Source organism: Sulfurimonas sp., from assembly GCF_028694605.1.
GTDB lineage: Bacteria > Campylobacterota > Campylobacteria > Campylobacterales > Sulfurimonadaceae > Sulfurimonas.
This window is the reverse complement of sequence record NZ_JAQVKP010000003.1, coordinates 133,328-149,480: the sequence shown is the minus strand read 5'-3', so window position 1 is coordinate 149,480 and position 16,153 is coordinate 133,328. Positions and strand designations below refer to the sequence as shown.

Below are 16,153 nucleotides of genomic sequence, written 5' to 3'. Positions count from 1 at the left end.
TTTGATTGATGTTTTGTATTATTTTTGTGGTAAAAAATTATAACATTTACATGATTTCAAAAGGCTTTTTAAAATTTAAATTAGCTTAAATTATTGGTTGTTTGCGGGAATCTGCAAGTGGCTCATTCTTAAAGATAAAAAAATCAAAAATATAACCATAGCAAATGCAAAAACAGCGCCTTATGGCAAAGCGGCGATAGAAGTGCTTAAAAATGCAAATCTTTTTAACGAGCTATCCGGAAAAATCAGATATTCGACCGATATATCAACTGCCACGACAAATGTCGTATGGTACGATGATGCGGCATTTTTGTCAAAATCCGGAATAAACTCTCTGCCAAGCGGTTATAAAGCAGAAGGGCTGAACTGGATAGAGATAGATCAATCTTTATATACACCATTGCAGCAGGGCTTGACTGTTTCACAAAGCGGATCTGAGAATGAGTACGCAAAAAAATTTGTAGATTTTATCCTCTCAAAAGAGGGACAAAATATCTATAGAGCTTACGGATACAAATAGGGTTGTTGTTATGAAAAGTGTGCAAAAAAAATTACTGCTTCTTGTTTTTATATCTTCATTGCTATTTGGCTTGATTTTTTCAATTTTGTCATATAGCAAAAATATGGAGATAGATGAAGCATTAAATGGGCAGATAAAATATCTTCAAATGAGTTATAAACAGGGTTTGGACAGATTTGAATTTATTTCCAAAAATGTTTATAACTCATTTCAAAACGACAAACACTTTTTAGAAATAGTATCAGCCGCATCACATGCTACAAAAGAGGAAAAGGAGGAGCTGCATCAGCGTCTTTATGACCATCTTATAGATGAGTATGAGAAACTTAAGCTCCTAGAAGTCATGCAGCTTCAAGTGATACTGCCAAACAACGAGAGCCTTTTAAGGATGCATGCCCCAGATAAATTCGGTGATGACTTGACGGACATCAGATACAGTATAAAAGAGGCAAATCAGAAAAAAGTACCGATGTTTGGATTTGAGCAGGGACGTGACAACCATGCCTTTAGGCATATATACCCAATCTACAAAGACGGAAATCACATAGGCGTACTGGATGTCTCTTTTTCATCAACGATGCTTCAAAATTATGCCAAGAGAGCAAGTGATATTCACACCCATTTTATAATAAACAGAAATGTTTTTCAATCACAGGCATGGAAGAGCAATATACAAGAACCTTATGAACAAAGTATCGAACACAGCGATTTTGTGTTTAGTCTGTCCGATCATATCAATCATCAAAGGCTTCTTCAAAGCCATCAAAACATTATAAAGCCGTTGCAGCAGACGATAAATAAAAATATAGCGGAGGGCAAAGAGTTTGCAATCTACAAAGAGTTTGGCGAGGTGATAAAGGTGGTCTCTTTTTTGCCTGTAAGAAATGTGAAAAATGACAAAACAGTCGCCTATTTCGTCTCATATGTTGAGTCTCCTTACATAAAAGCAGCTATTGCAAATTTTAAATTGAATGTTTTAGTAACCTGTGTCATTTTTTTGATTATTATGTTTATTGCTCTCAAAGTAATTCTCCGTGGCGAGGTGCTTACAAAAGAGCTTCAGTACGACGGGCTTACAAAACTCTTTAACCGAAAATATTTTTTCGCAGCCGCACAAGAGCAGCTTGAGAAATCACAAAGATTCGGCTACCCGTTTTCTGTAGTGATGGTTGATATAGATTACTTTAAGCATATCAATGATACGTATGGACACCAAAGCGGCGACATGGTGCTTAAGGAAATCTCAAAAATACTCTCTTCATACATTCGCAAATTTGACATTGTTGCAAGATACGGCGGTGAAGAGTTTGTTCTTTTGGTGCTTGCAAACGCAGACAACAGTTATGCCATAGCGGAAAATATACGAAAAAAAATAGAGGAGTACTCTTTTTGTAAAGATTTGAATCTTAAAATAACTGCATCATTCGGAGTTGCAGAGTTTAAAGATGATACATCGTTTGAGGCAATTATTGAAAGAGCAGATAACGCACTTTATAGCTCAAAGCATAACGGAAGAAACCGCACAACCCTTTCTTGAAACTGTTTAAACAGTTATGGCGTGAATTTTAGATATAATCGCGTAATTTTATAAAAAGAGATAGGCTTATGGATATTAGAGAAGAGTTTTTAAGATTTTTTGAGTCAAAAAACCACGCAAGAGTTGCAAGCGCACCACTTGTGCCAGATGATGCGACACTGCTTTTTAACAATGCCGGTATGGTGCCTTTTAAGTCGATTTTTACGGGCGAGGTACCAGTGCCGCAAAACCCGCGCGCTACTTCGTGCCAGACTTGTATCCGTGCGGGCGGAAAACACAACGATCTTGAAAATGTAGGCTATACTGCAAGACACCACACTTTTTTTGAGATGTTGGGCAACTTTAGTTTCGGTAATTACTTTAAAGAAGATGCAATCAACTATGCGTGGGAGTTTGTAACGGAAGTTTTAAAATTTCCAAAAGAGAAGCTTTGGGTAACAGTCCATGAGAGCGATGACGAGGCTGAAGCGCTTTGGCAAAAGCATGTAACGCTTGATAGAATCATGCGTCTTGGCGACAAAGACAACTTCTGGCAGATGGGCGATACCGGACCGTGCGGACCGTGCAGCGAGATATTCTTTGATCAAGGCGAGGAGAACTTTAGCGGTTCGGAAGATTATATGGGCGGAGACGGCGATAGATTTTTAGAGATTTGGAACTTGGTTTTCATGCAGTATGAGAGAAGCAGTGACGGCAAACTCACACCTCTTCCAAAACCATCCATCGACACGGGTATGGGGCTTGAACGTGTTGTAGCCATCAGCGAGGGCGCTACAAGCAACTATTCATCATCTCTTTTTATGCCGATTATCAAAAAAGTAGAAGCTCTTATAGGAAAAGAGTATGTTTACGCAAGTGGTGCATCGTACCGTGTTATAGCCGACCATATAAGAACGGTACTCTTTTTACTTGCTCAGGGGGTGAACTTTTCAAACGAGGGGCGTGGTTATGTGCTTCGCCGTATCCTTCGCCGTGCGGTAAGACACGGATACCTTTTAGGCTTTAGCGAACCTTTTATGCACAAACTTGTCGATACGGTTGTAGGAGTTATGGGCAGAGAGTATGACTATTTGGCACAAAAAGCAAATGCCGTAAAAGAGCAGATAGAGCTTGAAGAGGCGAGATTTTTCAAAACTATCGCTTCAGGGATAGAGCTTTTTAACGAAGAGCTAAAAAATACAAAAGAGGTTTTCAGCGGCGAGATTGCGTTTAAACTTTATGATACTTTTGGCTTCCCTTTGGATTTGACAGAGGATATGTTAAGAGAAAAAGAGCTAAAACTTGACTCTGCTACATTTGAGGCGTTGATGCAAGAGCAGAGAAGCCGTGCAAAAGCTGCTTGGAAGGGCAGCGGAGATGATGCGGTTCACGGAGACTTTAAAGAGCTTTTAGAGAAGTTTGGCGAAAACAGTTTTGTTGGCTATGAGAGTACAAAGCAAAAAAGCAGGGTTTTGGCGCTTTTGGATGAAAACTACCATCATACGGATATGCTCACATATGAAAAAAGCGGTTGGGTATTTTTGGATACTACACCTTTTTATGCTCAAAGCGGCGGACAGTGCGGAGACAGCGGTGAGCTTGCAGGATTTGCAAAGGTGCTTGATACTAAAAAATTCTTTGGACTTAATCTCTCACAAATCTCGGTAGAAAAAGAGCTGAAAATAGGCGATGAGGTTGAAGCGGTTGTAGATATCTCAAGAGGCGAGATAACAAAACACCACTCTGCAACTCACCTGCTTCATGCGGTTCTTTTTGATGTTTTGGGAGACCATATCTCTCAGGCAGGCTCTTTGGTGGAAGCAGACAGACTAAGATTTGATTTCTCACACCCAAAAGCACTTACGCATGAGGAACTAGTCCAAATCGAGACTAAAGTAAACTATGAGATTATGCGTGGCATAGGCGGTAAAACAGAGGTTATGAGCATTGATGAGGCTAAAAAATCGGGTGCGAAAGCTCAGTTTGGCGAGAAGTACGGCGATGAGGTTCGTGTCGTGAGTTTTGGCGACGTCAGCATCGAGTTTTGCGGTGGCGTGCATGTAGAAAACACGGCGGTTATCGGCTCGTTTATCATAACAAAAGAGAGCGGTGTGAGTGCAGGCGTGAGACGTATAGAGGCAGTTTGCGGACATGCGGCGTATGAACACTTTACACAGCAAAGAGTTCTTATAAAAGAGATAGAAGCAGAGGTTAAAAACCTTGATGTTATGGCCGGCATAAGCAGACTAAAGTCAAACATAGCAGAGCTTAAAAAAGAGCTTCATGATGCTCAAAACAGCATAAAAACAGAGATAAAATCAGAGCAAATCAACGGTGTTAGCGTTGTGGTAGATGAGCTTGCAAGCGGCGACATCAAAGAGAAGATAGATGAGCTTAAAAACCAACATGAGAAGCTTTGTGCGATTTTGTTTCAGGTAAAAGACGACAAAGTGATGATGGCGGCAGGCGTTAAAAATGCTGATGCAAAAGCAGGAGACTGGATAAAACACATAGCTCCGATTCTTGGCGGCGGCGGCGGCGGAAGAGCAGATTTTGCTCAAGCAGGCGGCAAGGATATCTCAAAACTTGCAGAGGCAAAAGTTGAGGCACTAAAATACATCACGGAAGTGCTTGCATAATGCAAGATATTTTTTTGGAGTACAAAACGCTTTTTGTCTTTTTGCACGTCATTAGTGGTGTTGTGTGGGTTGGCGGCATGGTGGCGATGCGCTACGCCGCACATCACTCTTTTTTAAAGATAGAATCCCCTCTCAAAAGATTGGAACACATAGCCTATGCACTCAAGCGGCTTTTTACTATTGTTGTTCCTTTCGTAGTGATTTTGCTTGTGACTGCTATCTTTATGGTCAAGGGCTATGGTCTCTCGCAAAGTGATTTTGCACCTTTTAGTTATGCAAAAGAGGCTATTTGGAGTGTGATGTTTATAAATCTTATGGCGATGATAATGCGACGCAACAGAGGCGAGAGGATGCTTCATGAAGGTAATATGGTAGGAGCAAAAAACCAGATAGAGCTTATCGGCAAAGTGATGGTGCCACTAAACATCGCTCTTGGGGTTATCGCTATCTTTTTAGGAACTTATCTTTCAGGCTCGCTCTAATATGTTGCGCCTTGCTTCTTCCTCTCCTACTCGTGCCGAGCTTCTAAGAAGTGCGGATATAGCATTTATGCAACAGAGTGTTGATTTTGATGAGGAGCGCATCGTTTCAACTTGTCCAAAAAACTTCGTATATCAGGCAACGCTTGGAAAGTATGAAGCCAACCTAAAAGCGTTTGGATATGATGATTTGCCTCTTTTGGTTGCCGATACGGTTGTCGCTTCTGGGGGGCAGATTTTGCGCAAAGCCAAATGCGCAGGTGATGCAAGAAATATCCTTATGACGCAAAGTTCCAACATTACAAGCATTATTACCTGCATGATTTACCAATCCAAAACGATGAAGATAGTCGATATCTCAACGACAGAGTATCTTTTTGATACATTTGACCTTGATGATATTGAAGCTTATATCCAAAGCGGAGAGTGGCGCGGAAAGGCTGGGGCATGCATGGTAGAGGGATTTTGTAAAAAGTATATAAAGAGCGTCAAAGGGTATGAGAGTACCGCAATGGGGCTAAATACCGAGATTTTAAAGAGATTTTTGTAATGTACTACACAAAAGAGCTTCAAGCTCTCAAAAAGTCAAAACGCTACAGAACAAGAGAGGTTGTCCAAACAGATATTTTAGACTTTGCCTCAAATGACTATCTTGGACTCTCCCACATCAAAGAGCTGCATGATGCGACATGTAAAACGCTCTCGGACATGCCGCTTCACAGCGCAAAAGCCTCGCTTTTGGTAAACGGATACCACCAGATTCACAAAGATTTTGAAGAGGCACTTTGTGAGGCAAACGGTTTTGAAGAGGGTGTGGTTTTAGGAAGCGGATTTAATGCCAATATCGCGCTTATCGAAGCACTTGTGAGGCGAGGAGATGTACTTTTTATGGATGAGAAGTACCACGCATCGGGAGTTTTGGCAACAAGGCTTAACGGTATGGATGTTAAATTTTTTGCACATAACGATATGAGAGAGCTGGAAGAGTTGCTGGGGACATCCGATGCAAAGAGAAAAATAGTAGCCGTTGAGGGAATCTATTCAATGGACGGCGACCTTGTCCCAAAAGAGGTATTTGAAATCTGTGATGTTCATGACGCCCTTTTGATAGTCGATGAAGCCCATAGCAGCGGTGTTGTCGGGGAGCGTCTTATGGGGGTTTTTGACCTCTACAACATTTCCATCAAACCAAACTACATCAAGATGGGAACACTTGGCAAAGCCTATGGGAGTTTCGGTGCTTTTATCTTGGCATCTTCACACATCATAGAGTACCTTATAAACCGTGCAAAGCCTATTATTTACGCTACTGCACTCTCTTTATACGACACACTTTTGGCACACAATGCATTGCGCTATATGCAGCAAAATCGCCTTATGCTTAAAGAGGAGATAAAAAAACGTCAAGATATCGTCTATGAAGAGCTGGGTATCCGCGTTGATGGGCTTATCGTGCCTATAGTCATAAACGATAATGAAAAAGTGATAGAGATTCGTGATACGCTCAAAGGTATGGGATATGCAGTGGGCGGCATACGCCAGCCAACCGTTGAGAAGGCAATTATCAGACTTATAGCACGTTTGGGCGTGGGTTGTGATGATTTGAGAGATGTGTGCCATAAGGTAAAGCTTCAAGCATGAAAATATCCACATTACGCATCACGAAGGATGCAAAAACGCTTGTTGACATAAGTTTTGACATACCGTCTTCGCTTGCACTTGTAGGGCAAAGCGGCAGCGGTAAAAGCCTTACCATTAAAGCTTTGCTCGGTATGTTGCCCCAAACGATGGACGTAACGCTTAAGTATGAGAGTGATTTTACTCTTGTTGCGGGTGAGACTCTGGCATTTGTGCCGCAAAACCCTTTTACTGCACTCTCCCCTTTGACAAAGATAAAAAAACAGTTTTTTATCCCGCCGCCAAAGGTTGCCGCACTCTTTAAACAGGTTGGGCTTGGGAGTGAACTTTTAGAGAGATTTCCGCCGGAACTCTCTGGCGGACAGCTTCAAAGAGTAGTTATCGCTATGGCACTCAGCCATGAACCAAAACTTCTTTTGCTTGATGAGCCCACAACCGCACTTGATCCGCAAACACGGGTTTTGATTTTAAATCTTTTAAAAGAGTTGCAGGCAGAACTTGGATTTAAGATGCTTTTTGTGACGCATGACATGAATTCTGCTAAAATGCTATGCGAAAATATCTGCGTTATAAGAGACGGGAGTGTGATTGAGAGCGGTGAGATGTCAGATGTCTTGCAAGCCCCAGTTGCAGCCTACACCAAAACACTAATAGATGCAAATTTTGCAAATAGGAATTTTAGAATATGAAATTTATAAGAAATCTTTTTTTTACGCTCCTTTTGCTTGGAGTTTTGGCGCCGTTTGCAGTAATTGGCTATTTTCTCAAAGAGTACATCTATGACCTCTCACCGCTCATTGAGTACAAGCCTCAGCAAACAACAAAAATTTATGATAGAAACGGTGAGAAAATCGCAAGTATTTTTGACGAAGAGCATCGATACTATGCAAAATTCAATGAAATACCTCCACGAGTGGTTGAGGCGCTTTTGGCGATTGAAGACACTACCTTTTTTGAACATCCCGGTATCAATGTAGATGCGATTTTTAGAGCAGCTATCAAAGATGTGCAGGCAGGAAAGATGGTAGAGGGAGCGAGTACCATCACGCAGCAGCTTGTAAAAAACAGACTTTTAACGAGAGAGAAAAAGATTTCGCGCAAAGTAAAAGAGGTTATTTACGCACTAAAAGTAGAACTCTCGCTTACAAAAGAGGAGATTTTAGAGCGCTATCTTAACGAAATCTATTTTGGACATGGGTACTATGGCATCAAAACAGCAGCAGACGGCTACTTCCGTAAAAATCTAAATGAACTTACCCTTAAAGAGATAGCGATTCTTGTCGGGCTTCCAAAAGCACCAAGCACCTATGCGCCGACAAAAAATTATGAGATATCCATGGGCAGAGCAAACCGTGTCGTCTCAAGAATGCACTCTCTTGGATGGATAGATGATGCAACACACAATGCCTCTTTACTTGAAAAACCAAAAGTTTATGATGATACGCTTACGCAAAACAGCGCTCCTTTTATTGTTGATGAGGTGGCAAGAAGAGCTGCCGAGATGGGTATCACAGACTTTAAAACAGGCGGCTATGAAGTACATACAACCATAGACCTAAAACTGCAAGAGGCTGCAAGAGAGTCGCTTAAAAAGGCGTACGACCTCTCTGTTGCAAGGATTAAGGCAACAACTTCCTCAAAAGATAAGGCAGAGACAAAAACAGATCTTTTAAACGGCGCGCTTGTTTCGCTTAACCCAAAAAACGGAGAGATTTTGGCACTTGTCGGAAGTGTGGATTATGCAAAAAATTCTTTCAACAGAGCAACGCAAGGTCGCCGTCAACCAGGTTCTGCTTTTAAGCCTTTTATCTATCAGGTAGCACTTGATTTGGGTTATTCCGGTGCTACGGAGCTTGTAGATATCGCACGAACCTATACTTACTATAAAGACGGTGAAGAGCAAAAATGGCAGCCTAAAAACTATAAAAACAGCTATAAAGGACTTGTTACCCTAAGAGAAGCGCTTGTGCACTCAAGCAATCTTGCGACCATAAATCTCGTAAATGATTTAGGTTTGCCTCAATTGCTTAAAGAGCTCAAAAAATTCGGGATTCAAAATCTGCCGCCTGACTTGTCAGTTGCACTTGGAAGTATCACGCTCTCTCCTTTGCAGCTCGCACACTACTACACCTCTTTTGCAAATGGCGGTGTTCAGGTTGAGCCGGTACTTATAAACAGTATCGAAAAAGGGGTAACGACCATTTATGAAAAAGAGTATAAGAGCAAAGTAATTACAGCCCCGGAGCAAGCATACATCATGACAACACTTTTAAAAGATGTTGTTTCAAGAGGTACAGGAAAATCTGCGGCAGTAAACGGAATAGAAGTTGCGGGAAAAACAGGAACTACAAACAACAATATGGACGGATGGTTTGCAGGATACTCTCCGACAATTGAGACAATTGTATGGTTTGGAAATGATGACAATACTCCGATGGATAGAGTTGAGACAGGGGGAAGAATTGCAGGTCCTGCATTTTCGATGTATTACACAAAAGTTTTAGAACTCTATCCGCAGATTCAGCGAAGGTTTGACGTACCTGAGGGAATCAAAGAGATTGTCGTTAACGGACAAAAAGAGTACTTTAGCGACACCTCAAAGCCACCACGCATTGATGCCGACACCGAGAAGCAAGATACACTTCTCTTTTAAAAAGAGAGTGTTTTATGTTTAGTATTCGTCACGTACAAGGTTGTGACATCTAAAACAAGCGTGTTCTATGTATGTATAAGCACGTTGCGCCTCTTCACGGCGAACTTGTCCTGACTGATTGTACTTATTTTCAACTGCATCTAAGATGATTTGCACATTATGACTGATAATCTGAGCGCTCATAACCGCCTCTCCTGCTTTGTTTTTTTTCTTGTCCGGAAGCATTGCGGCAAACTTCTCTTTATTTCCGAGCAAATCCTGCGCATGTTTTGCAAAGCGTTTGACAGATTCATCCACCCCTTTTTGATCACTTGAGATAAAAGCTCTTTGAACTTCACTAAGTTCCGCATTTAAAAGTAACATATTAGACTTGAGGTCATATGCAGAGAGAGATGAAAACAACAGTGTTACCAAACCAGCAACAATTACACTTTCAGACATAACAGAATCCTTTATTTTGTAGTGTTAGATTGTAGCATAATGTTTTTTGATTATTATTTTAGGAAGCCCATTTAGTTAAACTTTTTTCTATTTCATTGTTCCATAGCTCTTCATCATCAATTGTTTGATTTAAGAGCCATTGATTTTCTAGCCAATTTTTCATTTTATTAGAATCCGAAAATTTAGAGGATATTCCAACATTTAAAAATTCTATAAATTTTTCCAATTTTAGTGGAATAATTTTTGTTTTTCCGCCATAGTGTTTTGTATTTAATCTGTTTAGATTGAAAAAATGAGCCAAGCATCCGTTGTGAATATTGGGTGCAATAAAAATACAGTACACATCTTTTTTAAATTCTCTTAGTGCGTTACCGTAGTGTCTAGGGACTGAATCCCCTTCCATTTTAAATTGCGTTGCGCCTGATGATAAAGTAACTTCACCGATTAAAGCAAAATTTTCAAACTCAATCTCTATATCTGGTCTATTTCCAGGTGCCGTATTTAGCGGCATACCATCAATATCCATAATAAAATTGCCATCAATTCGCTTTGCATGATTTAACATAACAAATGAACGCCAAATATTCCACTCCAAAAATAGGGGTGAATCAGGTATTTCTTTTTTTCTAATCTGCTCAAAAACAGCAATAATCTCAGGAAGTTCCTTGTTTTCTTTTAACTCTCTTTTTTTGTCTTCAATATTTTTTTTCTTAATTGAAGCTTCTAGCTCTTCAAGTCTGTTTTTAAGAATTTCAATATCAGTCAATTCATCAATTTTTCCTACGCCAAGAGTTGTTAATTTTTCCGTTAAAAGTTCTCTGTTATCTGAGAAAAGCTTTATTGAATAGGGATTAAAAATATATTTTTTAAATTCATCTAATGTTTTAAAAACGGAAGGTTTTCTAGGAGTTGTTTTTAGTAAAAAATCTACTTCTTGAATTTTTTGGGGAGATATGATTAGCCTAAATGTTCTTTTTTCAAATGTTATAAGTTCAGTTGCTCTAATATATCTGGTAAACGCATCTGCATAATCTCTCATGTTTGCTTGCTTTGTTTTGATAAATTTTTTTAATGAAGCATCATTGCTTTCTCTTGTTTTTAGTTTTTTGTCTTTAATCTCTTCATGAAATATTTTGGTAATTTCATCGGCAAAGCATTCGTGAACATATCTTTTTTTGCTAGCGCTATAATTTTTTGATTGTGTTCTAAAATTTAAAATCTTTTCAACAATAACATCATACGCTTTATAGTGGACTAATTGTAAGAAAAAAAGTGCAATTTCTGTTTTTGATAAGCCTTTCAAATCTTTTACCAATCTAATGAGCTCAAGGTATGGACGAATGGAAAATTCTACTGTTTTGGATTGAGAGTGATATGGTGAAGGGAGTTGAAATTTTAATAACTGCCTTGTAAATGTTTCATAAATCCTTGTTTTCTCAAGAAGTAATTTTCCGGCCTGAGTTAGTTCTATGGTTGGTTGCAAATCCACAAAACCAAGTGCTTTTGGTGCTCTTGTAATTCTATCTCTTGCCGCTAGTGCGGCATTGGTCGGTAAAACATCACCTTCATAAAATTCGGAATGATACAAATCATTAAAAAAAGCAGATTGAATATCTTCGCTTCCAGACCATTTTTTACCTTGGTAGTTGTCACAAAGTAGTTTAATTTCAGAGATAATTTTTTCTATTGTTCTTGGAGATGTAAATCCAAACAGCGTTTTTGTTTTACTTAGGTTCGCCATGGTTATTCCCAAAAAATATTTTCTTCAACCGATGTTGAATTTTTTTGCATAATATCTTTTCCGCTTTCAATATATTTTGAAATTCTTGATGAAGCAACTTCTATCGACTTGTTTGATATGTCGCAACCTATAAAATTACAACTATTTTTGATGGCCGCTATAGCAGATGAGCCACTTCCTAAAAATGGGTCACAAACAGTAAAATTTTCTTCAGCACTTGCATAAATCATCGCTTGAAACACCTCTACAGGTTTTTGAGTCGGATATGCCGAGTTATGCACTCTTTTAAATCTCCAGACATCAGGAAACTTTCTATTTTTTATTTTTCTGTTGTTGTTGTTGGTTGCAAAGATGATATATTCGTGCCTTCTTCTATAGTAATGTCCCATTCCGATATTAACTTTATCCCAAGTGATTAAGTTTTTAATATCAAAATAATCTCTAACAATACTACCTAGTGTTAACAATGAATAAGAATCAAACATTATATAAATATGCCCGGTTGATTTTTTTAAAACTCTTTTGCATTGAGATAAAAATTCTATATAGTTTTCTTCACTGTCTTCAAATTCACTAAACCACTTACTTTCTTTATCACCTTTTTGTGAGTATTGCCCAACAATTCTTCCTTTTCCAAGCTTAAGCTTATTGTTCATTCCAGAGTATGCAGGATCTGTTACAATTAAGTCAACGCTTTGTGAAGGAAGTTTTTTTAAAAATGATATAGCATCATCTTGATGGATTGACACTTTATTGTTTAAATTATTGTATTTGAATTCAAGATGATTTGATATGTTATTGTCATGACATGCTGAAGTGATATTTTGATTTATATAATTTGATGAAGCAAAGCTATGTGTGTCATACATTTTATGCATTATCCTCCTTTCTATATAGGTGTTGTCGGCTAAATCAAATAAATTTCTTGTTTGCATTTTACTTCCATCTGTTTTTGAGAAAAATACAATAAATTTTTAAATTCCTCAAAAAATATGACATTTTGCAATAAAAAATAATTGAACCCTCTGATTAAATCATAAACTAGATTCCAAGTCAAGCTTGGAATGACGGATGGGGTTAGAATGACGAACTACCAGTCACCCTGAACTTGATTCAGGGTCTAATTAGATGATTTATTCAGAGGGCTCAATTATCCATTCTGACGCTTTATGCGTCAAGCTTTAGTGCCACAGCGGCAAGCGAAGCTAAAGGAATTTACTTCCTTTAGCGGACTAATCAATGAAATGCTCTGTTGAGTGCGCAGAAAAGAGCTTTGACTGAGGCGGTTGCTATGTCTGTATCTGCCCCCACACCAAAACATGAAAGCGTTGTTTTTGTCTCTATCTCTATGTAGGCTATTGCTTTTGCAGAGCTTTTGTTGCCAAAAGAGTGCTCAAAGTAGGAGTTAATCGTAAAACTGTTTTTATAATCTTTCATCAATGCATCTTTGCACGCGTCAACGGGTCCGTTGCCCTCGCCCTGTGCAACAATCTCAACTCCGTTATAGAGATAGGTAAGTGTGCATTTTGAAATACCTTTGAGTGATGAGACCGTAAAATCAACCAAAGAGATATGCTCTTTTATGTTGAAATAGTTTTCGTTGAAAATCTCTAAAATCTCATCAGCACTCAGCTCTTGTCCTTTTTTATCGCTTACGTCTTGAACAAGTTTGCCAACTTCAGGATGCATCGCTTTTGGAAGCTGATACCCAAAGTTTTTTTCTAAAACATAAGCGATACCGCCTTTTCCTGATTGTGAGTTTATGCGGATAATACTCTCGTAGCTTCTTCCGACATCTTCGGGGTCAATCGGTAGGTACGGAACTTCCCAAAAAACTTCTTTTTGTGCTTTTCTGTATGCCAAACCTTTGTTGATAGCGTCTTGATGAGAGCCTGAAAATGCCGTATAGACAAGCTCTCCGACGTATGGATGGCGCACGTGTGTCTCTATTTCCGTACATCTCTCGACAACATCTAAAACTTCGTTTACGTCGCTAAAGTCAAGATTTGACTCCACTCCCTGCGTTGTCATATTTAGCGCAAGAGTAATGATGTCAACATTTCCGGTTCTCTCTCCGTTGCATAAAAGCGTTCCCTCAACTCTGTCTGCTCCCGCTAAAAGTGCAAGCTCCGTTGCTGCCACGCTTGTTCCTCTGTCGTTATGCGTATGGGTTGAGATAATGACATTTTCACGGTTGTCCAAGTGCGCGCTCATCCACTCAATCTGGTCTGCATAGACATTTGGTGTTGCCATCTCGACGGTTGCAGGCAAGTTGATAATCACTTTGCGGCTATCGCTTATACCCCATCGTGCAGTGACTGCATTTGAAATTTCCGCCGCGAATGCAAGCTCTGTACCCGTAAAACTCTCCGGTGAATACTCTAAAAATATCTCTCCGTCATGCTTTGCTTCGTACTTCTTAACCATATCAACACCCTCTAGGGCAAGAGCTATAATCTCCTCTTTTGATTTTTTGAAAACTATCTTTCTTTGAGCAACGGAAGTCGAGTTGTAAAGATGCACAGTAGCCTTTTTGACACCTTGCAACGCTTCAAAGGTTCTTGCTATCAAGTGTTCTCTTGCTTGAACCAACACTTGAACCGTTACATCATCAGGGATAAGCTTGTCATTAACCAAACGGCGTAAAAATTCAAACTCTACTTTTGAAGCAGAGGGAAAACCGACTTCTATCTCTTTAAATCCGATTTTGAGTAAGAGTGCAAATAGTTCAAGTTTTTTGTTCATGTCCATAGGGTTGATAAGTGCCTGATTGCCGTCACGCAAGTCAACACTGCACCATTTAGGAGCTTTTGTTATGCTGTTATTTGGCCAATTTCTATTTGGCAAATCTATTTTTGGATAGGGACGATACTTCCCATGCGGAATATTTTTCATAATATACCTTTAAACTTGAAATTAAATAACGCACTCTTACATACTGTTATTTTGCGCAATTATAGCGAATTTGTGATTAGTGATTGTTTTTTTTAAAGAGGATTTAGGGAGAAGTGATTGTGTGTATCCCGCATTTCGCGGGATATTTTTAGCAGCTGTAAGTTGTTTTAAACTCGTAAGCTGTCGGGCGGCTCTCATCCGGCCAGATTTGTCTCTCAAACATGTAGTGTTGATAGTCTTGGATGAATGTATCTGTAAATACAGGCTTTAAGAAGTCATTGTCGGCGATAAGCGCTTCAGTAGCTTCTCTTAAAGTGTGTGGCATTTGTTGGATACCTTTTTCACGAATCTCATCAAGAGTAAGTTCAAATAAATCCTCATCCATTGGTCCGGCAGGAATAGTTTTGTTTTTGATACCGTCAAGTCCTGCCATCATCATTGCAGAGAATGCAAGGTATGGGCATGAAGTTGAGTCAGGGAATCTCATCTCTATACGAGTAGCTTTCTCGCCTGCACCGTACGGAATACGGCAAGATGCAGAGCGGTTTTGCATAGAGTATGTAAGGATTGAAGGTGCTTCAAACCCTGGGATAAGTCTCTTATAAGAGTTTGTTGACGGGTTTGTAAGTGCAGCAACTGCTTTTGCGTGTTGGAAAATTCCACCTGCATAGTGAAGAGCCATCTCTGAAAGGTTGGCATAGTTACCCTCTTTGTAGAAAAGGTTTTTGCCCTCTTTCCATAGTGATTGGTGAACGTGCATACCGTTTCCGTTGTCTCCAAAAAGAGGCTTTGGCATAAATGTAGCAGTTTTACCGTTTAGGTGAGCTACCATTTTTACAACATATTTTAGTTTTTGAACATTGTCTGCTGCTCCTACGATGTCAGAGAAAACGATACCGATTTCGCCTTGACCTTGTGCAACTTCGTGGTGACCGAGTACTACTTCAAGACCGACTTGCTCTAGTACATCCATCATCTCCGCTCTCAAATCAACCATCGTGTCAATCGGAGCTACTGGGAAGTAACCGCCTTTTACACCGCCTCTGTGACCTGTGTTGTAGCCGTCCGCATAGTGAGTGTTTGAGTTCCAATCACCCTCTTCAGTGTCGATTCTGTATCCTGCTTCGTTCATGTTGTCGATAATTCTTACGTCATCAAAAACAAAGAACTCGTTTTCAGGACCAAAGTATGCAGCATCAGCAATTCCTAGAGACTCTGCATGCTTAAGCGTTGCTTTTGCGATAGAGCGAGGGCATTTTTCATACATGCGACCTTTGTAGATATCGTAAACATCACAGAAAATAATGATAGTAGGATCAGCTGTGAAAGGATCTAAAAACGCCGTCGGAACATCTGCTTTTAAAATCATGTCAGACTTGTTAATCGGCTGCCATTTTTCGATAGAAGAACCGTCAAAAGGGAAACCGTTTGTCAAGTTTCCTTCATTTACAGCGCTCATTCTGTAAGTAACATGGTGCCATGTCCCTTTTAAGTCAGTAAATCTCAAATCTACATATTTAACATCATTTTCTTTACAGAAAGAAAAAAATTCTTCTATATTGTTTACAAATTTTCCCATTAGGTCTCTCCTAAAAATTTTATAGCGTGTAGTATATCCAAAATCAAGCAAG

Annotated in this window: 13 protein-coding genes; 8 read left to right on the top strand and 5 right to left on the bottom strand. The window is 39.5% G+C overall.

The window, feature by feature from the left end; all coding sequences use genetic code 11:
- The first annotated feature begins 97 nt into the window (after window positions 1–97).
- The 8 genes from modA (at window position 98) to PHY84_RS03155 (ending at window position 9,445) form a co-directional block, all read left to right on the top strand.
- Window positions 98–520, top strand: coding sequence for a molybdate ABC transporter substrate-binding protein (gene modA / locus PHY84_RS03190; RefSeq protein WP_299857666.1), 423 nt, complete (start codon window positions 98–100; stop codon window positions 518–520).
- 10 nt (window positions 521–530) lie between these two features.
- The gene (locus tag PHY84_RS03185; protein ID WP_299857664.1) at window positions 531–2,057 is read left to right on the top strand and encodes a diguanylate cyclase; all 1,527 of its coding nucleotides are present in this window, start codon (window positions 531–533) and stop codon (window positions 2,055–2,057) included.
- Between the two features lie 68 nt (window positions 2,058–2,125).
- Complete coding sequence (gene alaS / locus PHY84_RS03180; protein ID WP_299857662.1) at window positions 2,126–4,675, top strand: alanine--tRNA ligase; 2,550 nt, start codon at window positions 2,126–2,128, stop codon at window positions 4,673–4,675.
- Window positions 4,675–5,157: a hypothetical protein gene (locus tag PHY84_RS03175; protein WP_299857660.1), complete on the top strand. Its 483-nt coding sequence runs from the start codon at window positions 4,675–4,677 to the stop codon at window positions 5,155–5,157. Before alaS ends, PHY84_RS03175 begins: the two co-directional genes overlap by 1 nt.
- 1 nt (window position 5,158) lies before the next feature.
- A complete protein-coding gene (gene maf / locus PHY84_RS03170; protein WP_299857657.1) occupies window positions 5,159–5,704 on the top strand; it encodes a septum formation inhibitor Maf in 546 nt (181 codons plus the stop codon).
- Entirely contained in the window at window positions 5,704–6,795 is a 1,092-nt protein-coding gene (locus PHY84_RS03165) for a pyridoxal phosphate-dependent aminotransferase family protein (RefSeq protein WP_299857655.1), read from the top strand. The genes maf and PHY84_RS03165 overlap by 1 nt, the downstream gene beginning before the upstream one ends.
- Window positions 6,792–7,481, top strand: a complete 690-nt coding sequence (locus PHY84_RS03160; protein ID WP_299857651.1) for an ATP-binding cassette domain-containing protein — start codon at window positions 6,792–6,794, stop codon at window positions 7,479–7,481. The genes PHY84_RS03165 and PHY84_RS03160 overlap by 4 nt, the downstream gene beginning before the upstream one ends.
- Window positions 7,478–9,445 carry a PBP1A family penicillin-binding protein gene (locus PHY84_RS03155; protein ID WP_299857648.1) on the top strand — a complete coding sequence of 656 codons (1,968 nt, stop codon included), beginning with the start codon at window positions 7,478–7,480 and terminating at the stop codon, window positions 9,443–9,445. The genes PHY84_RS03160 and PHY84_RS03155 overlap by 4 nt, the downstream gene beginning before the upstream one ends.
- An 18-nt stretch (window positions 9,446–9,463) precedes the next feature.
- On the opposite strand, the gene PHY84_RS03150 is transcribed toward PHY84_RS03155, so the two are convergent.
- The 5 genes from PHY84_RS03150 to glnA all read right to left on the bottom strand — a co-directional run bounded on the left by PHY84_RS03150 (window position 9,464) and on the right by glnA (window position 16,101).
- Window positions 9,464–9,886, bottom strand: a complete 423-nt coding sequence (locus tag PHY84_RS03150; RefSeq protein ID WP_299857647.1) for a hypothetical protein — start codon at window positions 9,884–9,886, stop codon at window positions 9,464–9,466.
- Window positions 9,887–9,944: 58 nt separating this feature from the next.
- Entirely contained in the window at window positions 9,945–11,627 is a 1,683-nt protein-coding gene (locus tag PHY84_RS03145; protein WP_299857645.1) for an AlwI family type II restriction endonuclease, read from the bottom strand.
- Window positions 11,628–11,629: 2 nt separating this feature from the next.
- Complete coding sequence (locus tag PHY84_RS03140; RefSeq protein WP_299857643.1) at window positions 11,630–12,562, bottom strand: site-specific DNA-methyltransferase; 933 nt, start codon at window positions 12,560–12,562, stop codon at window positions 11,630–11,632.
- Between the two features lie 301 nt (window positions 12,563–12,863).
- Window positions 12,864–14,522, bottom strand: coding sequence for a 2-isopropylmalate synthase (leuA, locus tag PHY84_RS03135; RefSeq protein ID WP_299857641.1), 1,659 nt, complete (start codon window positions 14,520–14,522; stop codon window positions 12,864–12,866).
- 148 nt (window positions 14,523–14,670) lie between these two features.
- A complete protein-coding gene (glnA, locus tag PHY84_RS03130; RefSeq protein WP_299857639.1) occupies window positions 14,671–16,101 on the bottom strand; it encodes a type I glutamate--ammonia ligase in 1,431 nt (476 codons plus the stop codon).
- Between the last annotated feature and the right edge of the window lie 52 nt (window positions 16,102–16,153).